The 18,459-nt window shown below is 69.7% G+C and carries 15 protein-coding genes and 1 pseudogene; 5 read left to right on the top strand and 11 right to left on the bottom strand.

Annotation, left to right across the window (positions count from 1 at the left end):
* Window positions 1–30: 30 nt before the first annotated feature.
* The gene (locus tag ACIRF8_RS09250) at window positions 31–1,674 is read right to left on the bottom strand and encodes a glycoside hydrolase 43 family protein (RefSeq protein WP_404212614.1); all 1,644 of its coding nucleotides are present in this window, start codon (window positions 1,672–1,674) and stop codon (window positions 31–33) included.
* An 814-nt stretch (window positions 1,675–2,488) separates the two neighbouring features.
* Here ACIRF8_RS09250 and ACIRF8_RS09245 point away from each other — a divergent pair.
* Window positions 2,489–2,806, top strand: a complete 318-nt coding sequence (locus tag ACIRF8_RS09245) for a hypothetical protein (protein ID WP_404212612.1) — start codon at window positions 2,489–2,491, stop codon at window positions 2,804–2,806.
* A 240-nt stretch (window positions 2,807–3,046) separates the two neighbouring features.
* Here ACIRF8_RS09245 and ACIRF8_RS09240 read toward each other — a convergent pair whose 3' ends face one another.
* From ACIRF8_RS09240 to ACIRF8_RS09220, 5 genes are all read right to left on the bottom strand, one after another.
* On the bottom strand, window positions 3,047–3,433 hold the full coding sequence (locus ACIRF8_RS09240; protein WP_404212611.1) for a nuclear transport factor 2 family protein: 387 nt from the start codon (window positions 3,431–3,433) through the stop codon (window positions 3,047–3,049).
* A gap of 76 nt (window positions 3,434–3,509) precedes the next feature.
* Window positions 3,510–4,547, bottom strand: a complete 1,038-nt coding sequence (locus tag ACIRF8_RS09235; RefSeq protein WP_404212609.1) for a LacI family DNA-binding transcriptional regulator — start codon at window positions 4,545–4,547, stop codon at window positions 3,510–3,512.
* A 76-nt stretch (window positions 4,548–4,623) separates the two neighbouring features.
* Window positions 4,624–5,460, bottom strand: coding sequence for an ATP-binding cassette domain-containing protein (locus tag ACIRF8_RS09230; RefSeq protein ID WP_404212607.1), 837 nt, complete (start codon window positions 5,458–5,460; stop codon window positions 4,624–4,626).
* The gene (locus tag ACIRF8_RS09225) at window positions 5,457–6,452 is read right to left on the bottom strand and encodes an ABC transporter permease (RefSeq protein WP_404212605.1); all 996 of its coding nucleotides are present in this window, start codon (window positions 6,450–6,452) and stop codon (window positions 5,457–5,459) included. The genes ACIRF8_RS09230 and ACIRF8_RS09225 overlap by 4 nt, the downstream gene beginning before the upstream one ends.
* A 133-nt stretch (window positions 6,453–6,585) precedes the next feature.
* Window positions 6,586–7,611 (bottom strand): sugar ABC transporter substrate-binding protein, encoded by a 1,026-nt coding sequence (locus tag ACIRF8_RS09220; protein WP_404212603.1) that lies wholly within the window; start codon window positions 7,609–7,611, stop codon window positions 6,586–6,588.
* A gap of 246 nt (window positions 7,612–7,857) precedes the next feature.
* On the opposite strand from ACIRF8_RS09220, the gene ACIRF8_RS09215 reads away from it, so the two are divergent.
* The 4 genes from ACIRF8_RS09215 to ACIRF8_RS09200 all read left to right on the top strand — a co-directional run bounded on the left by ACIRF8_RS09215 (window position 7,858) and on the right by ACIRF8_RS09200 (window position 12,499).
* On the top strand, window positions 7,858–8,820 hold the full coding sequence (locus tag ACIRF8_RS09215; RefSeq protein ID WP_404212601.1) for a carbohydrate kinase: 963 nt from the start codon (window positions 7,858–7,860) through the stop codon (window positions 8,818–8,820).
* A 136-nt stretch (window positions 8,821–8,956) separates the two neighbouring features.
* Window positions 8,957–11,518 (top strand): GH32 C-terminal domain-containing protein, encoded by a 2,562-nt coding sequence (locus ACIRF8_RS09210; protein WP_404212599.1) that lies wholly within the window; start codon window positions 8,957–8,959, stop codon window positions 11,516–11,518.
* Between the two features lie 38 nt (window positions 11,519–11,556).
* On the top strand, window positions 11,557–11,850 hold the full coding sequence (locus tag ACIRF8_RS09205) for a putative quinol monooxygenase (RefSeq protein ID WP_404212597.1): 294 nt from the start codon (window positions 11,557–11,559) through the stop codon (window positions 11,848–11,850).
* A 13-nt stretch (window positions 11,851–11,863) separates the two neighbouring features.
* Window positions 11,864–12,499, top strand: a complete 636-nt coding sequence (locus ACIRF8_RS09200) for a hypothetical protein (protein ID WP_404212595.1) — start codon at window positions 11,864–11,866, stop codon at window positions 12,497–12,499.
* 132 nt (window positions 12,500–12,631) lie between these two features.
* Here ACIRF8_RS09200 and ACIRF8_RS09195 read toward each other — a convergent pair whose 3' ends face one another.
* The 5 genes and pseudogenes from ACIRF8_RS09195 to ACIRF8_RS09175 form a co-directional block, all read right to left on the bottom strand.
* A complete protein-coding gene (locus ACIRF8_RS09195) occupies window positions 12,632–14,257 on the bottom strand; it encodes a flavin-containing monooxygenase (RefSeq protein ID WP_404212593.1) in 1,626 nt (541 codons plus the stop codon).
* Between the two features lie 91 nt (window positions 14,258–14,348).
* The gene (locus ACIRF8_RS09190; protein WP_404212591.1) at window positions 14,349–15,650 is read right to left on the bottom strand and encodes an MFS transporter; all 1,302 of its coding nucleotides are present in this window, start codon (window positions 15,648–15,650) and stop codon (window positions 14,349–14,351) included.
* A 113-nt stretch (window positions 15,651–15,763) separates the two neighbouring features.
* Window positions 15,764–16,282, bottom strand: a pseudogene (locus tag ACIRF8_RS09185) (hypothetical protein); the annotation flags it as partial.
* 94 nt (window positions 16,283–16,376) lie between these two features.
* A complete protein-coding gene (locus tag ACIRF8_RS09180; RefSeq protein WP_404212589.1) occupies window positions 16,377–17,603 on the bottom strand; it encodes a hypothetical protein in 1,227 nt (408 codons plus the stop codon).
* A gap of 87 nt (window positions 17,604–17,690) precedes the next feature.
* On the bottom strand, window positions 17,691–17,843 hold the full coding sequence (locus ACIRF8_RS09175; protein ID WP_404212587.1) for a hypothetical protein: 153 nt from the start codon (window positions 17,841–17,843) through the stop codon (window positions 17,691–17,693).
* Window positions 17,844–18,459 lie beyond the last annotated feature (616 nt).

Below are 18,459 nucleotides of genomic sequence, written 5' to 3'. Positions count from 1 at the left end.
GAGGAGCAGGTGGGGGAGGCGCCGATGGGTTCAGGGGGTGGCCACTTCGAACCGGGTGACCTTGACGGAGCCGCCGAGCGACCCGGTGGTGAAGTTGAAGAGGGCGTAGCGGTAGCCCATGAAGAACTGCCAGGCGTTGTTCAGGGTGAAGGCGGGGCCCAATGAGGTGAACGAGGTGCCGTCGGTGCTGTACGAGAACGTGGCGGTCCTCTTCGCGCCAGGGGTGATGTCCGCTTTCGCCCGCAGCCAGACACGGGTGCCCGGGACATTGGCGCTCGCCCGTACCGTGCCGGTGCCGGTCGTGTTCCAGTTGGCGTCCATGGTGAGGGCGTCGACCATGACCACGCGGGTGCCGCCACCGTCGCGCATCAGGCCGATGCAGGCGGAGGAGTCACGAAGCAGCGCGAGCCCCGCCCGGTCCCCGTCCCGCATCCCGGAGAACTCGATCAGCGCCGTCGCGGTGGAGGTGGGCCCGGGAATGCGGTGGGTGAGGGTGTTACGAGCCCAGTACAGGTCGCTGGTGACGGTCGCGGTGCCGAGCGTCAGCCCGTTGCCCACCGACCACTTGGTGTTGTCGGGGTTGTGGTTCCACTCCCACTTGGGCGCCAGAGAAGTCCCGGTGAAGTGGTCCACGCCCGTCATCGGCTCCACCGTCCGGGGCGGCGCGGGCACGGCGGGGAGCGGATACGACCTGCCCCAGGCGTTGTTGACGAGCTGCACGGTCGGCCAGCCGTCGGCGGTCCAGGTGACCGGGGCCAGGACGGGGATCCGGCCGCCCGGATAGGCGTCGACGAACGCCATGTAGTACCACGCCCCGTACTGGGTCTGGACGAGCCCGCCCTGATGGGGGACGCCGCCGCCGGAGACCGGCCCCGGCAGGTCGAGCAGCACCTGCCGGAGTGTGTAGGGCCCGAAGGGTCCGCTCGTCGACTTCAGGACGTACTGGCCGTTGGCGGGACGGGTGAGGAAGATGTAGTAGCTGCCGTTGATCTTGTAGAACCGGGAGCCCTCCAGGGTCCCGATGCTCGACGGCGTGCTGAACACCTGCTGGGTACGCACCTGGGTGCGGCCGTCAGCGGAGAGCTGCGCCACGTTGATCGTGCTGTTCCCGTACGCCACGTACAGGGTGTCGTCGGTGTCGACGAGCATCCCCGCGTCGTAGTAGGCGGTGTCGATGGTGGCCAGCCGGTTCCAGGGACCCTCGACGGCTGGGGCGGTGTACACATAGGACTTCGCGAAATCGATCTGACCTAACCAGTAGAACGTCTTGCTGGACGGCCGGTAGGCCAGTGACGAGGCCCAGATGCCCCGGACATAGCCGCGGGCGCCGTTGAGGTCGTACTTCGTCCCGAAATCCAGCCTCGGAACCGAGTGACCGGCGAACTCCCAGTTCACCAGGTCGTACGAGCGCAGGATCGGTGCGCCCGGCGAGTAGTGCATGGTCGAGGCCGAGCAGTAGTAGGTATCTTGCACGCGGATGATGTCGATGTCCGCGAAGTCCTGCCAGAGCACGGGGTTGGTGTAACTGGCGGCGGCGAGGAGCGGGGAGGGGCCCGCGGTCGGGTCGGCCGACGCCTGTCCGGCTGTCACTGCGGGCAGGACGCCTCCCGCCAGCAAGCCGGTGCCCGTGGCGAGCGCGGCACGGCGATTCACTGGATGACGAGACCATGACATGTCGAGGCTCCTTGTGGCAGCGGTCTTGTGGCAGCGGTCTTGTGGCAGCGGTCGTGTGGCATTGATCGTCTGGCAGTGGTCGGCGCGCCGAAGTGCATGGGCATAGCTCGGCAGTCGCCGCATGTTCGATGTTTCGAACGTGTAACGACTGCTCGGACGCTAAGGATGGTGGGTGACCGTCGGGGCGCGTCAACCCCTCTGCGTCATTCGCCCTCCGGTCCGAAAGGTTTCGACGGCAGAGGTGATGGCGGTACGTGGCGGGCGGCTGAGGTGAGCGCTCGGGTGAGGACGGCGATCGCCGGGGCCGGGCGGACGGGGAGCCGTGCTGTGAGAACCCGGCCGATCGCGGCGGGCGCACCTTCAACGTGCAGCAGGATCGGTAGGGGGGCGAGAGCCGGGGCACCGTGGCCCCCCGGAATCCGCCGACGATCACCTGACGATCCGTCAGCCAGTCGTGCGCGCAGCGGACGAGGTGCGGTCGCCCACATGCGTCCCTCATCTCCTGCTGCGCGCGCCCGTGTTACTGATGCGCTGGCCGCGTGCTCTGCCGCGGACGCGAGAGCCGTGGTGCCCACGCCGACCTCGCATACCGTCCGCGGCCTGCCCGGCATTCGCGGCAGCCGTACTCATACCGGCTTCTCCTGGAGCCTGCTCACCGCCTACAGGGTCAACCAGACGGCTGCCGTCGGCGCCGCTCACTGCTAGAAACGGGGGAGGGGGACGCTGACGAGGCAGAAAGGGCGTTTTCGGGTCCATGGCAGGACAGACCTCAGCCGGACGGACGCCGGCAGAACAAGCGCTGAGCGGCTCCTACGTGACTGCTGACGGAGTGCGGTTCGATGTCGCGCGGTTGTCGGTCGAGCAGCATGCGGACCGCAGCGTGACCTTGACGTACGAGCTGTCCGTCGGACGCCAGGGCCACCCGGAGGAACAGTGGGTGGTCACGCTGCCCTGGGACGACAAGTCCTGGGCCGATGTGCTCACCTCGCCCGCGCCCCCTCCCGATCGGCTGCGCCAGCTCGTGCGGCTCGTCCGTGCCCATCTCGAAGAGTGGTGGGACACGAAGGGGTACAACCGGAAGTCGGCGAAGCTGGGACGCCGTAGTCCCGTCCCCCTCGACGAGGACAGCTAGCGCCGCATCAGGCAACGTTCGCCCTGGAGAGGAACCAGGCCGACACGGCCACGCCGACGGGTGACGCAACAAGGTAGCCGACGAGGCTACCAACGCCCGGATCAGCCAGGGCAGGAAAGGCCCGGGTGTCGACGTCTCCTGCTCGCGGGAACGCGGCGTCGGCTGGCCCTGCTCGTCGACGAGATGGGCAGTCACCACGCTGTGCGCATCGATGACAGAACGGCGCCGGAGGAGCATGACTCAGGAGGCGGACGGTTCGATCTCCCCCGCGAAGACGATGATCTGGTCGATGAGGCTCCGCCGCAGATGCACGACGTCCGTTCCCGCCAGGCGGGGGCCCCCGTCCGGCGTCGTGAAGACCCACTGGTACCGGGCCCACTCGCCCGGCATGTCCACCGCCGAACAGCGCACCATCGTTCCGGTCCCCGCGGGGTGGCGCCGGATGTCCAGCACGAACCGCTCGACCGCCTCGATCCCCTCACTGCGGCCCAACGGTCCCCAGAAGACCACGTCCGAGGTGAGGGCCTGGGAGAGCAGCGCGGTCACATAGCTGTCGTCCGAGGCGTTGAACGCGGAGATGAACGTGTCGATCGCGGACCGCGCGGTCTCTTCCTGCTCTTCCTGCATGCACCAGTAATACCAGTCGCCTCGCGGACCGCGCTCGTCCCGTGAGCCGTCTCCCGGCCACGGTGGACCATCCCGGTCACAGCACGGTCGAGGTCCGCACCGGCACAGGCTGCTCGCCGGATCCGCGGACGATCAAGCGGGTGGGGACGGTGACGGTGCGCGCGCGGGAGCGGTCGCCGTCGAGGCGGGACAGGGCCGTCCTCGCCGCCGCTCTGCCGATTTCCTCGGGATCCTGGGCGACGACGGTCAAGGCTGGTTCGAGTACGTCGGCCAGCGACACGTCGTCGAAGGCGACGATCGCGACGTGCTTGCGTTTGCTGCGGGCGAGTTCGGCGACGATGCCCAGCGCCATGATGTTGTTGCCGGCGAACAGGGCGGTGGGGGGATCGGCCAGGTCGAGGAGGTGGGCGGCCGCCGCTTCGGCGCCTTGTTGGTCGTGGGCGTTGGCGACGAGTGAGCGGTCGTAGTCGATGTCGGCTTCCTGGAGGGCCGAGCGGTAGCCCGCCAGGCGCTCCCGGCGCGTATAAAGCTTGGCGGGGAGGTCGCCGACGAAGCCGATGCGGCGGTGGCCATGCGTGATGAGGTGCATGACGCCGTCGTGCGCGCCCGTGCGGTTGGAGCTGACGACATTGTCTGTGGCCAGGCCCGTGCCCGGACGGTCGATGAAGACGATCGGAAGACCCGTGGCGCGGTGGGTCTTGAGGTGGGCGTGGCCGGCGCCGACGGACGGCACGACCATCAGGATGCTGACGCGGCGGGCGAGGAACTTGTCCGTCAGCGCGCGCTCGCGCTCGGGATCGTCCGCGGAGGAGCCCATCAGGAGCGTCAGGCCGCGGTCTCGGACGGTGTCCTCGATGCTGCGGGCGACGGTTCCGAAGAACGGGTTGGCCAGATCGGGGATGACCAGGCCGATCGTGGTGTCGGGGCCGCCGACGCGGATGTTGCGGGCCATCAGGTTCGGCTGGAAGCCGAGTTTGGTGACGGCGGCGAGCACCTGTTCCCTGGTCTGGGCCGAGGCGGGGCCGTCCTCGTTGAGGACCCGGGAGACGGTCTTGGCGCTGACGCCCACTTCCCGGGCGACGTCAGCCAGCGTCGGGCGGCGGTTCGCTGCCATGGAGGAGATGGCCCCCTTGCTCGTCGGTTCCGGCCGCGCGCCCGGCCGGAACCTGTGAGTGCGTTGAGTGGTGTGGTCAGTCGGCGCGGACTCCCGCGGCCTTCGCCGCCTCGGAGTCCGCTACGACAGTATCCCCGGCGTCGTCGAGCGTGAGCGCCCCGGTCATGATGGCGACGACCTCGGCCATGGTGTAGTCGGACGGCTTGATCACCGCGGCTCGCCGGCCGAGCCGGTGGACGTGGATCCTGTCGGCGATCTCGAAGACGTGCGGCATGTTGTGGCTGATGAGGACCACGGGCATGCCCTTGTCGCGGACCCTGCGGATCAGATCGAGGACCTGCCCCGACTCCTTGACGCCGAGGGCGGCGGTGGGCTCGTCCATGACGACGACGGAGCGCGCCCAGGCGACGGAGCGGGCGACCGCGACGGCCTGGCGCTGTCCGCCCGAAAGGGTCTCGACCGCTTGCGTGAGCGAGCGAAGACCGATCTTCAGGTCGGCCATGTGCTCGGCGGCCTCCTGGCGCATGCGCTTCTTGTCCAGCATGCGCAAGACGGTGCCGAGGACGCCGGGGCGGCGCAGTTCGCGGCCGAGGAACATGTTCGAGGCGATGTCCATGGAGGAGGCCACGGCGAGGTCCTGGTAGACCGTCTCGATGCCGTGGGCACGAGCGCTCTGCGGGCCGGAGAACTGGATCGGTTCGCCGTTGAGGCGTATCTCGCCCTCGTCGGGGGCCACCGCACCGGTGAGGGCTTTGATCAGGCTGGTCTTGCCCGCTCCGTTGTCGCCGATGACCGCGAGGACCTCGCCGGGCAGCAGGTCGAAGTCGGCGCCGTCGATGGCGGTGACATGGCCGTAGCGCTTGACCAGACCGCGGGCTTGCAGGACGGGGGTGGGGGAGTGGGTGGTGGTCATCGGGCCCTCTTCCGGGAGATCTGGTCGACGGTCACGGCGAGGATCACCAGCACCCCGGTGATCAGCGTCTGGTAGATGGAGGCGACGCCCATCAACTGGAGCCCGTTGCGGAAGACACCGACGATGAGGACGCCGATGAAGGTGCCGAGCACCGACCCCCGGCCGCCGAAGAGGCTGGTGCCGCCGAGGACCACGGCGGTGATGCTGTCGAGGTTGTCCGTCTGGCCAGCCTGCGGGTCGCCGACTCCGGTGCGGGAGACGAGCAGCAGGGCGGCGATCCCGTACAGCAGGCCCGCGACGGCGTAGATGCCGATGGTCAGGCGGGAGGTGCGGATGCCGTTCAGGCGCGCCGCCTCCTGGCTGTTGCCGAGCGCGTAGACATGCCGTCCCCAGCCGGTGCTGCTCAGGCTGTAGGCGAGGAGGAGGAACAGGGCGATGGTGACCAGGGAGCCGTACGTGATGTCGGTGCGGCCGAGCGGGAACGTCCGGCCGAGCGCCGTCAGCGGCCCGGGCAGGTCGGTGATCGTCTGTTCCTCGGAGTAGATGTGCGTCAGCGCGAACGCCACATTGAGCATGCCGAGGGTCACGATGAACGGAGGCAGCGGGATCTTCTGCACCAGCAACCCGTTGAGCAGCCCGAATCCCGCGCAGACGGCCAGGCCGAGCGCGATGGCGACGAGTGGGGGAAGCGTTCCCTGGGCGGCCATCTTGGCGATCATGATGCTGCCGAACGCCATCACCGCACCGCACGACAGGTCGATGCCCGCTGTGAGGATGATCAGCGTCTGGCCGATGGCGAGGGTGCCCACGACCATGACCTGTTGCACGATCAGCGAGAAGTTGCCGCCCGTCAGGAACTGGTCGGTCGACAGGGAGAAGAAGGCGCAGGCAAGGAGGAGAGCGACCAGAGGGCCGGTGGTCGGTGCCGTGAGCAGTCTGCGGACCGTGGTCGGTGTCTTCAGCTCGGCGTACGGCGTGGTGGTGGCTGTCATGCGAAGTCCTTGTCGGAAGACAGAAGGTGTTCGTGCCCGACCGTGCCGGCGGACGGCGAGGGCGCGGGGGAGAGGGAGGAGCGGCGGACGGGGAGGGGCGGACAGGTGGTGTGGCCTGGTCCGCCGGTCGGCTCTAGCCCCAGCAGTTCTTCAGACCGAACCCGGTGTCCTTGGACGTGACGCCGGTCTGCGTCTTGTCGGTGATCAGGGTGACGCCGGTGTCGGTGTAACCGGACGCCTTCTTGCCGCCCTTGGCGTACTTCACGACGGCGTCGACGCCCTGCTCGGCCATCTTCAGCGGGTACTGCTGCGAGGTGGCGGCGATCTTGCCGTCCTTGACCGCCCGGGCGCCGGTGCAGCCACCGTCGACGGAGACGATCAGAACGTCGTTCTCCCGGCCCTTGGCTTTGAGCGCGGTGTAGGCGCCCAGGGCGGCGGGCTCGTTGATGGTGTAGACGAGGTTGATGCCGGGGTCTTTCTGGAGGCAGTTCTCCATCGCGGTCTGGCCCTTGGCCTGGTCGCCGCCGGTGTCCTGGGAGCAGACGATCGACTTGTCCTCGGCGCCGATGCCGAAGCCCTTGAGGAAGCCGTCGTGCCGCTGGACGCCGACCGAGACACCGGGGGCGAGGTCGAGGGTGGCGATCCTCGCGGTCTTGCCCCTCATGGCGGACTTGGCGTACTCACCGATCAGCTCGCCGGCGTGAAGGTTGTCGGTCGCGAAGAGGGCGTCGGCCGCGCGCTGCGGATCGGTCGGGGTGTCCAGGGCGATGACCAGAACGCCCTTGGCTCGGGCCTTCTCGATCGCCGGGACGATGGCCTTGGAGTCACTGGGAGTCAGCAGGATGCCCTTCACGCCGGAGGCGACCATGTTCTCGATGGCCGTGACCTGACCGGCGTTGTCGCCGTCGAACTTGCCCGCGGCAGTGAGGAGTTGAGCGTCGTGCTCCTTCGCGGACCTCTCCGCGCCCTCCTTCATCTTCACGAAGAACGGGTTGGTGTCGGTCTTCGTGATCAGGCCGACCTTGACCTTGCCCGTACCGCCACCGGCGGCGGAACTCGCTCCGGAGCCTGATCCGCAGGCCGTCAGTGCGAGGGCGGCGACCGCGGTGACGGCGACGGCTCCTGGAACGGAGCGGGACATACGCGTGGTACGAGACATGGCGACTCCTGTGGGATGACGAACGGCACGGGCCGGGTTCACGATGCGGCTGCCCGAGATGTCATCGTTGACTTATGTCATCGTTGACACTGCCTGGCGAGGATGATGGACTCCCGATCCCGGCAACGTCAATGCCTTCCGCCCGTCACAAATCGGCAACGCTCGTCGAGCGCCGATCCGGCGGAGCCGACCGGCAGGCGTGCCGCGATGTGTCTTTCCCCCTCCGTCCCGAGAGAAGAGCAGCCCATGACTTCACGTCAGATAACCGTCCTGGGAGAGTGCGTCGCCGATGCCTTCACCGAGTCGGCGCCGACCGCGCACGAGCTCGCGCTGCGCGTACAGCCGGGCGGCGGACCCGCGAACACGGCGGTGGCACTGGCCCGGCTCGGCACCTCGGCCCGACTCCTGGCCCGCCTGTCCGGGGACGTGTTCGGCCGGCTGTTCCGAGGGCATCTGGAGGCGTCCGGCGTGGATCTCACGTACGCCGTCGAGGCGGACGAGCCCAGCACGCTGGCCGTGGCGGAGCTGGACGCCCAGGGGCAGGCGGCGTACTCCTTCCACGCGCAGAACACGGCCGACTGGCAGTGGACGCCGGGGGAGTTGGCGCGGGTGGACCTGTCCGGGACCGCCTGCGTGCACACCGGCTCCCTGGCTCTGGTGCGGCAGCCGGGAGCGGCGGCCGTGGAGGATTTCCTCGCGGCCGCCGCCCCCGGCGCGACGATCAGCATCGACCCCAATGTCCGGCCGCTCCTGGTGCGGCCCGAGGTCTACCGCGCCCGCCTGGCGCACTGGTGCCACCTGGCCGATGTGCTGCGGCTGAGCGAGGACGACCTGGAGCTCCTGCTCCCCGGCTCCTCGCCCGACAAGGCGTGCGACGTCTGGCATGCGGCCGGGGTGCGGCTCGTCGTGGTCACGCGTGGCGCCGACGGCGTCCTGGCCTCGCTGGACGGCGAACGCTTCCTGGTACCCGCCGTGCCGGCGGACGTCGTCGACACGGTCGGCGCGGGGGATTCCTTCACCGCCGGTCTGCTGCACCATCTCGGCGCCCGCGGACTCCTCGGCGGCCGGCTGACGCACCTCCGTCTCGACGACGTGGCGGACGCCTGCCGGTTCGCCTCCCGGGTCGCCGCTCTGACCTGCTCGGTTCCCGGTGCCAACCCACCCTGGCAGAGCCAGGTGGAGCAGCTTGTCACGGCCGAGCGCGCCTGACGGGTGGAGGGTTCGTCAACGGGACGGTGTGCGCGAACCGTTGACGCGGTGACCGCATCGCGCCCATCATCGGCTCGCCGCGATGTCATCGATGACACAAGTCATCGATGACATCCCCTCTTTCCGTGGAGACCTCATGAGCCCTGTACGTGTAGTCCGGCCTGCCCACAGACGGCTGATCGCGGCGACGGCGACCGTCTGCGCGCTCTGCGCCACCCCGCTGACACCGCACGCCGCGGCGTCGGACACGCCCCCGTACTCCGAGACCTACCGGCCCCAGTTCCACTTCACCCCGCAGAAGAACTGGATGAACGACCCCAACGGCCTCGTCCACTACAAGGGCGAGTACCACCTCTTCTACCAGTACAACCCGAACGGCAACTCCTGGGGCGACATGTCCTGGGGGCACGCGGTGAGCACGGACCTCGTGCACTGGAAGCAGCTTCCGCTCGCGCTGTCGCACGACGACAAGGAGATGGTGTTCTCCGGCAGTGCGGTCGTCGACCGGGACAACACCACCGGGTTCGGCACGAAGCAGAACCCGCCGATGGTCGCGATCTACACCAGCGTCGACAAGGCCACCGGCATCCAGGCGCAGGCGCTCGCCCACAGCACCGACCGCGGCCGCACCTGGACCAAGTACCGGGGCAACCCCGTACTGGACATCGGTTCCAAGGAATTCCGCGACCCCAAGGTCCAGTGGTACGAGCCGACGAAGAGCTGGCTGATGACGGTCTCGCTCTCCACCGAGCACAAGGTGCGCTTCTACTCGTCCAAGAACCTCAAGGACTGGAAGCAGCTCAGCGAGTTCGGCCCGGCGGGCGCGACGGGCGGGGTGTGGGAGTGCCCCGACCTGTTTCCCCTCCCGGTCGACGGCGACAAGAAGCGAACCAAGTGGGTGCTGGTCGTCAACCTCAACCCCGGTGGCATCGCCGGGGGGTCGGGCGCCCAGTATTTCGTGGGCGACTTCGACGGCAAGAAGTTCACGGCCGAGGACACGGGCGCGTACACCCCGCCTCCCGGCACCGTCCGGCAGGACTTCGAAGGCGCCGGATTCGGTACGTGGACGGCCGGCGGCACCGCGTTCGGCGACGGCCCCGCGGCGGGTGCCGTGGACGGACAGAGCGCGGTCACCGGCTTCGACGGCGCAGCCCTTGCCAACAGCTTCCACGGTGGTGACCGCACCACCGGCGTCCTCACCTCACCGCATTTCACCGTCGAGAGCGCCTACTTGAACTTCAAGGTCGGCGGCGGGCGCCACCCGCACCAGGACGGCACGGTCCTGGAGCGGGCAGACCCGCCCGCGGGGACGGTCCTCGCCGACTTCGAGGGCGGGGGCTACGGTGACTGGGCGACGACCGGCGACGCCTTCGGCCCGGCACCGGCCACCGGCACCCTCCCGGGCCAGCAGGAGGTCTCCGGATACCTGGGCGGCGGCCTGGCCAACAGCTTCCGCGACGGCGACTCCACCACCGGCACACTCACCTCGCCGGAGTTCACCATCGACAAGGACTACGTCGACTTCCTCGTCGGCGGTGGCAACCACCCGGCCGGTTCCGACAACCCCACCGCCGTGGAACTCCTCGTGGACGGCCAGGTGGTGCGCAGCGCGACCGGCAAGGACACGGAAGCGCTCAACTGGGCCGCCTGGGACGTCAAGAACCTCGCCGGCAAGAAGGCGCGGATCAGAATTGTCGACGACAACACCGGCGGCTGGGGCCATCTCAACGTCGACCACATCGTGCTGTCCGACACCAAGGCCCGGCCCGTCTCCCAGGAGACAGCCGTCAACCTGCTCGTCGACGGCACGGTGGTCCGCACCGCCACCGGCTCGGACACCGAGACTCTCGACTGGGCCTCCTTCGACCTGCGCCCGTACAAGGGCAAGAAGGCGCAGGTCCAGATCGTCGACATGAACACCGCGGGCATGGGGCACGTCCTGGCCGACCAGTTCACCGCTGCCGACGCACCGGCCAAGTCCGTGGTGCAGCGCGCCCATTGGGCCGACTACGGCAAGGACTACTACGCCGCCGTGTCATGGGAGAACGCGCCGGGCGACAAGCGCTACATGATCGGCTGGATGAACAACTGGGAGTACGGCGGCGCCATCCCCACCACTCCCTGGCGCAGCGCGCAGAGCATTCCCCGGCAGATGGCCCTGCGCACCGTCGACGGCCGGATCCGGCTGACCAGCGAACCGGTGAACAGCCTCAAGTCCCTGCGGCAGAGAACCGCGGTGACAGCGACCGGTGTGACGGTCAAGAACACCGCACAGCCCCTGGGCGGCCGGCCGGCCGCGGGGAAGGCACTCGACATCGAGGCGACGTTCTCCCTCGGGGACGCCGACCGCTTCGGCCTGAAGGTGCGCACCGGTGCGGGCGGCGAGGAGACCGTCATCGGCTACGACCCCACGACACAGGAGCTGTACGTCGACCGCACCCGCTCCGGCGCCGTGGACTTCAGCGACGCCTTCCCCGGCGTACAGCGCGCGCCGCTGAAGCCGACGAACGGAAAGGTGAAGCTGCGCGTCCTGGTCGACTGGTCGTCCGTCGAGGTCTTCGGCGGCGACGGCGAGGCAGCCCTCACCGACCAGATCTTCCCGGACCCGGCCAGCCAGGGAGTGGAGGTCTTCGCCGAGAACGGCTCGGCGACCCTCGACCAGGCCCGCATCTGGCATCTGGACTCCGCCCACCACTGACACGATCCCGACCCCTTCCACACACAGGACACACCCCCATGAAAAAGACTCTGCTCGCCGAATTCACCGCACGTGAGGGCGCGGAGGCCGACATCGCCCGCCTGGTCCGTCAGTACGCCAAGGAGGTGCGCGAGGAAGACGGCAACCTCGCCTTCGAGGTCTACACCAAGGCATCCCGGTCCCGCGCCTTCTGGATCTTCGAGGTGTACGAGGACGAGACGGCGTTCCAGGCACACCTCAAGGCCCCCTACGGCGGCCCGTTCAACGCCGCGCTCGCCCCGCTGATCGAGGAGGACGCCTCGGTCCTGACCTTCCTGGACCCGGTGACCTGACGCCGGCGGAGGCGTGGCGGGCGCGACATCGACGGCGAGCCCGGCCCGCCACGCCTCGGGCCGGCACGCCTGCGCGGGTCCCGGTGCCCCGCCCGTGGACGGCTACGGCACGGGCACGTTCGTCGTCCTCGATGCCGTCTCCTCGCCCCTGGACGACACTTCCTTCACGGCGATCGCCCAGGCGGCGGCCGAGCACCGGCTGGACTGCCAGGAGGTCGGCGCCGGGACACCCCCGGCTCACCCGCTGGACAACGACCGCGCCCTGCGTGCCTGGTACCTGCCCCAGGAGGGCTTCCTCGACGCCCGTGTCTGGCTGGCCACCCTCGACGCCGCCCTGGAGAGCCTGCCGCACGTCATCCGCGTGCCGGCCGGCGCCCTCACTGAAGCCACCGGTGGCGGCAATCTGCTGACCACCCGCGCCAGCACCCTCCGGACTCCGCGCGCCGTGGTCGCGGCCGGCGCCTTCACCCGGGCCGGGATCACCGCGCGGACGGGCCAACAGGTGGTGCGTCTTCCAGCGGCCGGGCGCCGTCCCCGTGGCGACATGCACGACGGCCGGCCGCTCCAGAGAGGTCCGGGGGGCTGCCGAATCCGTGTCCGCAAGCGTCGCCGCCGCGCACCGTACCGGTCGACGTGCGTGCCGGGGTGACAGCCAGGCTCGGCGAAGAGGCGGGATACGTGCCCAGGGAGAGCTGTTGGAGCGTCACACCCAGCGCCGCTCGCACGCCGGTGTTCCTCCAGCCGCCGATGCGCGCTCACGCACCGCGTTGCGGACCATAGTTCAGGGGGAGAGGACGAAGCCGGTGTAGCCGTCGCGGGCCACGGTGTCGCACTCCTCCCGGTAGCGGTCCAGGCCGCCCGCGTAGGCGAGGAACACGCGGGGTTTGCCCGGGACGTTGGCTCCGGTGTACCAGGAGTCGGCCGCCGGGTAGAGCGTACGGGCGGCGAGTCCGGCCACGCGCACGCCCCAGTCCGCCTCGGCCTCCGGGGCGACGTCGATCTCCGTGAGGCCGTTGTCGAGCAGGTGGGCGATGCAGTCGGTGATCCACTCGACCTGCTGTTCCAGGGACACCGCGATGTTGCTGAGCACGGACGGGCTGAGCGGCCCCAGGACGGTGAAGAGGTTGGGGAAGCCTGCCGAGACGAGACCCAGATGGTTGCGGGGCCCGTCGGCCCACCTCTCCCGGAGCGTCACGCCGCCCTTGCCCACGATGTCGATGGCGAGTTGGGAGCCGGTCAGGGCGTCGAAGCCGGTGGCGAGGACGATGACGTCGAGGACGTGCTCCCCGTCCGTGGTCCGGATGCCCCGGGGCGTGATCGTCTCGATCGGGGTCGTGCGCAGGTCCACCAGCTTCACGTGCGGCAGGTTGTAGGTGGCGTAGTAGTCAGTGCCCAGGCAGGGACGCTTGGCCGCGAACGGGAAGGTGCGGGGCGAGAGCAGTTCGGCCGTCGCCGGGTCGGTGACGATCGACCTGATCTTGGACCGGACGAACTCGGCGACGGTCTCGTTGGCCGCCTCGTCGGTCAGGATGTCGGTGTAGGTGCGCAGCAGTCCGTTCAGCAGGCCCGAGTCCCAGGCGGCCTCGTACGCGGCCGTGCGCTCCACCTCGTCCGCCTCCAGGGCCGACCGGGTCGGCGGCTCGAAGACGGTCCCGCCCCGGGACAGCCGTTGGGCGCGCCTGAACTCCGGGTAGCGGGCCTTGAATTGCGCGATCTCCGTGGCCCGCAGCGCATGGTTGCGGGCCGGCAGCACGTAGGCCGGGGTGCGCTGGAAGACCGTGAGGGTGGCCGCCTCACCTGCGATGACGGGGATGGCCTGGACACCTGAGCACCCGGTCCCGATGACGGCGACCCGCTTGCCGGTGAGCGGGACGTCCTCGCGCGGCCACCGGGCGGTGTGGTGGACGGGGCCCGTGAAGCTGTCGGCGCCAGGTATCCCGGGGTCTTTGGGAACCGACATGCAACCGGTCGCCAGTATGACGAACCGGGCGGTGACGACCTGCCCGGTGTCTGTGCGGACCCGCCAGAGGTGACTGGTCCCGTCGTACGTGGCGCGGTTGACCCGGGTGCGCAGCATGATGTCCCCGCGCAGGTCGAACCGGTCCGCGACGTGGTGGATGTACCGCAGGATCTCCGGCTGGGAGGCGTACCGCTCGCTCCACTGCCACTCCTGGTCCAGTTCCGGGGAGAAGGAGTAGGAGTAGGACATGCTCTCGATGTCGCAGCGGGCACCGGGGTACCGGTTCCAGTACCAGGTTCCGCCGATGTCGTCACCCGCCTCCAGGACCACGGCCGTCAGGCCGAGTGCACGCAGCCGGTGGAGTTGGTAGAGGCCGGAGAGACCTGCTCCGACGATGACGGCATCGACCGTGTGGGCGGCCGTAAGCGGGTCGGGAGTGGCAGCCATCGGCATTCTCCTGTTTCTTCCGGAGGGGAACGGAGGGGAAGGGAGCGGGGAAGGCAGGGGGAGTTGGGGTGCTTGTCCTCGCCGTGACGCGTCACGCGGACGCGCCGCCGTGCGCGCCCGGCCCCTTTCGCGGGTGTCGGCGTGTGCCGCTCAGTGCCACCGCAGGGATCACCGCGAGGGCGAGGGCCCCGGCCGCCGCCGTCAGCACCGGGTAACCGCCGCCACCCATCACCAGGCCCGAGACCATGCCGCCCGTCGCGCCCGCCACGGACATCCCTACGTCCGCCATCCCCTGGACCGCGGCGCGGTTCTCGGCGGGGGCGGCGTCGGTGATCAGGGCCGTGCCGCCGAGCAGGGCCAGGTTCCAGCCCACGCCGAGAACGACGAGCGCGCAGGCCAGCGGTGTGACGGAGGCCGGTGGGGCCAGCGCGGCGGCGAGACCGGCGGCCAGCAGCACGGCACCGGCCGCGGCGGCGACCCGTCGCCCTCCGAACCGGTCAGCGAGCAGTCCGCTCAGCGGCGACGGCAGGAACATCGCCCCCACGTGCAGGGCGATGACCAGCCCCACCGCCTGTGTTCCCTGGCCGTGGCCGGTCATATGGACAGGAGTCATGGTCATGACGGCGATCATCACCAGTTGAGCGACGACCAGTACGGTGGCGCCGGTGATGACACCGGGTGCACGCAGGACTGGTCCGCGGGGGCCGGGTGCGCGAGGCCCGGGCTCGGGCTCAGCCCCGGCGTCACGGGGTTCCCGGGGCCGGGCCAGGAGCAGCGGATCAGGGCGCAGCCACACCAGCAGCACCAGGGCGGCGGCGGTGTAGGCGGCCACCGCCAGCAGGAAAGGGCCCGCCAGCCGGGGAATGCCCCAGGCTTCGGCGACGGCGCCGGTGGGGCCCATCAGGTTCGGGCCCACGACCGCGCCCAGCGTCATGGCGAAGAGCACGATGCCGGCGGCCCGGCCGCGCCGTTCGGGCGGGGCGAGGTCGGCTCCCGTATAACGCGCGAGCAGCCCCGTGACCGTGCCCGCCCCGTACACGAAGAGCGCGACCAGGAGCAGGGCGGGCCAGCGGGCCGCGGCACCCGCGACCACCCCCGCGCTGCCCAGCGCGGCCACTCCGTTGCCGAGGGCCAGACCCGAGCGGCGTCCGAACCGCTGACAGACGCGGCCGAGCGCCACGGCCCCGAGGGCAGCGCCGATGGTGTACAGCGCGGCCGGCAGCCCCGTCAGGCTGGTCGAGCGGAGCAGGTCCTGGGCGAGCAGAGCGCCGACCGTGATGCCCGCCGCCATGCCGGCGCCGCCGAGTGCCTGCGACACTCCGAGTACCGACAGGGCGCGGCGTTGTCCCCGGGAGAAACCCGACGCCGCGGCCGGCGGGGCCGTCTGGGTCACGCGTGATCCCGCACCGAAAGCGTATGGCCGTCAGAGGTCTGACCGTCAGGCGTCTGCCCGCCAGGACTCTGCTCGCCAGGGGTCTGCCCGCCCGACATCTGCGGGCCGCCCGCCAGTGCCGCTATCTCCTCCAGCGACATGTGGAGTTCGTCGTGCAGGAACCGCACGATCGTCCAGTGCGGCAGGGCGTCGACGTCGAAAGGCCCGAACGCCGCCGTGTAGAGGGGGACCCAGCGAAGGGCTTCCTCGGCGGCGCTCTCCCGTCCGGGAGCTTCCTGGTAGTCGGCGTAGGAGATGCTCCGGTGGTGGATGAAGTGGCCGCCCGGCAGTCGCTGTTCACACAGCTCGCGGTATTCGCGGGTCTGGAGGATGAGGTAGTGCCAGATCTCGTCGATGTCCTGCTCGACCGGCAGGAAGAGGCCGCCGAGTCGGTCGGGGTGGCGGGAGACGAGGTACAGGTAGCGCAGGCATTCGCGGACCTGGTGCCGCACGACGGATTCGGCCGGCGCGTCCGGCCCGGCCGCGAAGTGCCGCACCACCTCCTCGTGCAGGGCCGGGCCGAGCAGCTCCTCGGCGCCGGGCGCCCGGTCGGCGGTGCTGTCCGTGGGGGAGGGGGGTGCGGACGTGGGCATGGGGCTCCTTCGGGAGGTTCGTCGCCGGGCGCGCCGGACCGCCGCGCGCGCGGGAGTGGCGTGCGCGGACGGGGGCGACGGATGGTGGGTGGGATCAGGACGGGTCGGGCGCGGTCAGCCAGGCGTACTTGCCGGAGCGCCCGATCGGGATGTCGGCGCGGTGCTCCAGGTGGCAGGCGCGTCCGGTCAGCGCGCTGACGGACGCGGACAGTTCGGCCGCCTCGTCGGCCGTGAGCGGCGTGTCGTCGAAGGTCGTGTACGACAGGTGGCACTCGCCTTCGCCGGACAGGCGGAGCCGGTGCAGGAAGACACGGGTGCAGACGTCCGTGATACGGGTGTCGAGGTCGGCCTGGGAGACCCGCCCTTGGGGTGTGGGCAGCAGTTCCTTCTCCCGCCCGCAGAAGGAGACGATCCGATCCGGGTCGGCGCTGCCGTCGCGGGTGCGGACGCAGTCACCGGACCGGTAGCGGATCAGGGGCATGTACGGGTTGCGGACGCTGGTGACGATGAGGCTGTGGATGCCGCTGCCCGGTTCCACAGGGATGAGTTCGACGCTCATGTCCCGTAGGTAGGGCCGGTAGCGGCCTTCGGCGTCACTGTAGAAGAGGTAGCCGAGCTCGGTGCTGCCGAAGAGGTCGATCACCGGGCAGCCGAAGTGGGCGCGCAGGTACCCGCGGACGTTCGAGGGCGTGTACTCGTAGGCGTGCACGATGCCGGCCGGACGGGGAAAGCCCTCCCACAGGCCCCACGCGTCGACTTTGCGGACCAGGTGGGCCAAGTGGTAACCGGAGCAGTCCAGCAGGTAGGCGCCGTCGGGGTGGGCGGTGGACACCTCGCGTATCTCGGCGAGCATGCGCTCGACTTCGGCGCGGTCCCAGTCGGCGGGGTCCAGGCGGCGGTTGAGGTACAGCGTGCGGTCGTCGAGCCAGCGTTCACCGCGGGTGGTGCCGGGCTTGCGGGCGTTCACCCGGGCCACGTGTTCGGTGGCGAGGACGGTGGTCAGTGAGACTCGCCTGGCGCCGTCGTGCCACGAGGTGCCGAGGTCGGGATGCTCGCTCCACAGGCGGTAGTAGGAGCGGAGCAGGAAGTACGGCGGCCGGATGAGCTGCATACGGGCGTGGTTGGTCCCGGTGGACAGGACGAACTCGGCCTCGCCCGCGTCCAGGGCGCGGGCCAGTTCGGGAGTCATCCAGTTGTCGGGGAAGCCTCGGGCGATCTCCGGCTTCTCCAGGATGGGGAAGTGGCCGCGCTCGACGGAAGCACGGTAGATCGGGATGTCGCGCACCTTGTCCAGGACGTCGGCACTCGGCAGGCGGTTCACGGGCTGCTCTCCGGAACGGTCGACGGCGGGGGAGCGGAACCTGTCGGCGCGGCGACCGCCACGCCGACAGGGTGGGACGTCAGAGCGTCAGGAGATGCAGCCGCTCTTGGGGGTGGCGCTGATGCAGCCGCTCTTGGGCGTGGCGCTGATGCAGCCGTCCTTCGCGCCCTGGGCGGAGTTGGCGGCCATCCACTTGCGCCACACCGACTCCTCCGTCATGCGCTTGATGAGTTGCTCCATGGTGGAACCTCCTGAGATCGCAGAGATTGGGCGTGCTGCATCGAGGGATCGCCGCATGACGATCACCCGTCCCCACGAAGGTAAAGAGATGGTCAATCGATAGTCAAGAGTTGGCTTATTCGCGTGGCTGGAACCCCTCCCTGACCCCGCGGTGGCCGGGCGGTGCCGGGTGACTCGCAGGGGCGGCGGCGATGAGAGCGAGCCGGCCCGCGAGCGGCAGCTTCGGACCATCGCTCGCGGGCCGCCGGATGTCGGGCACGGGTAGCTGCGACACCGCAAGGGCCTTGCGCCCTCACTTCGGTCGGCACTGCTGGGTCATTGAGAGGGCGGTGCCCTGGCTGGCGGGCTGCCGTCGGCTCGATCGCGGCTACGAGCGAAAGGCTGAGAATTCCTCGCTTTTGTCGACCTCGCGGCAGCCCTGGTCTACCGCCGCTGTCTCGCAAATAGAGCAGAATCTCGTACGTGACGCGCCTACGGTCTCTCGCATGTTCGAAACAATCTGGTGGCGCTGTCATGCGCGAGTCGCCAATCGTCGTGGCGCCGAAGGCGTAGTCGCGCACCTCTCCGTGCATTTGAACAGCACCGTCCGGCTCGAGAGCTACGGGCGGTACTGGAA

This window comes from Streptomyces sp. NPDC102406 (assembly GCF_044765725.1).
Classification (GTDB): Bacteria; Actinomycetota; Actinomycetes; order Streptomycetales; family Streptomycetaceae; genus Streptomyces.
The sequence above is the reverse complement of the archived record's forward strand: the minus strand, read 5'-3'. Positions and strand labels throughout refer to the sequence as shown.

Bases quoted from the DNA above. Each gene is read 5' to 3' on its own strand.
- ACIRF8_RS09175 (WP_404212587.1), bottom strand. From the start codon at position 17,843: ATGGAGCAACTCATCAAGCGCATGACGGAGGAGTCGGTGTGGCGCAAG.
- ACIRF8_RS09220 (WP_404212603.1), bottom strand. From the start codon at position 7,611: ATGTCTCGTACCACGCGTATGTCCCGCTCCGTTCCAGGAGCCGTCGCC.
- ACIRF8_RS09230 (WP_404212607.1), bottom strand. From the start codon at position 5,460: ATGACCACCACCCACTCCCCCACCCCCGTCCTGCAAGCCCGCGGTCTG.
- ACIRF8_RS09240 (WP_404212611.1), bottom strand. From the start codon at position 3,433: ATGCAGGAAGAGCAGGAAGAGACCGCGCGGTCCGCGATCGACACGTTC.
- ACIRF8_RS09195 (WP_404212593.1), bottom strand. From the start codon at position 14,257: ATGGCTGCCACTCCCGACCCGCTTACGGCCGCCCACACGGTCGATGCC.
- ACIRF8_RS09250 (WP_404212614.1), bottom strand. From the start codon at position 1,674: ATGTCATGGTCTCGTCATCCAGTGAATCGCCGTGCCGCGCTCGCCACG.
- ACIRF8_RS09215 (WP_404212601.1), top strand. From the start codon at position 7,858: ATGACTTCACGTCAGATAACCGTCCTGGGAGAGTGCGTCGCCGATGCC.
- ACIRF8_RS09205 (WP_404212597.1), top strand. From the start codon at position 11,557: ATGAAAAAGACTCTGCTCGCCGAATTCACCGCACGTGAGGGCGCGGAG.
- ACIRF8_RS09235 (WP_404212609.1), bottom strand. From the start codon at position 4,547: ATGGCAGCGAACCGCCGCCCGACGCTGGCTGACGTCGCCCGGGAAGTG.
- ACIRF8_RS09210 (WP_404212599.1), top strand. From the start codon at position 8,957: ATGAGCCCTGTACGTGTAGTCCGGCCTGCCCACAGACGGCTGATCGCG.
- ACIRF8_RS09225 (WP_404212605.1), bottom strand. From the start codon at position 6,452: ATGACAGCCACCACCACGCCGTACGCCGAGCTGAAGACACCGACCACG.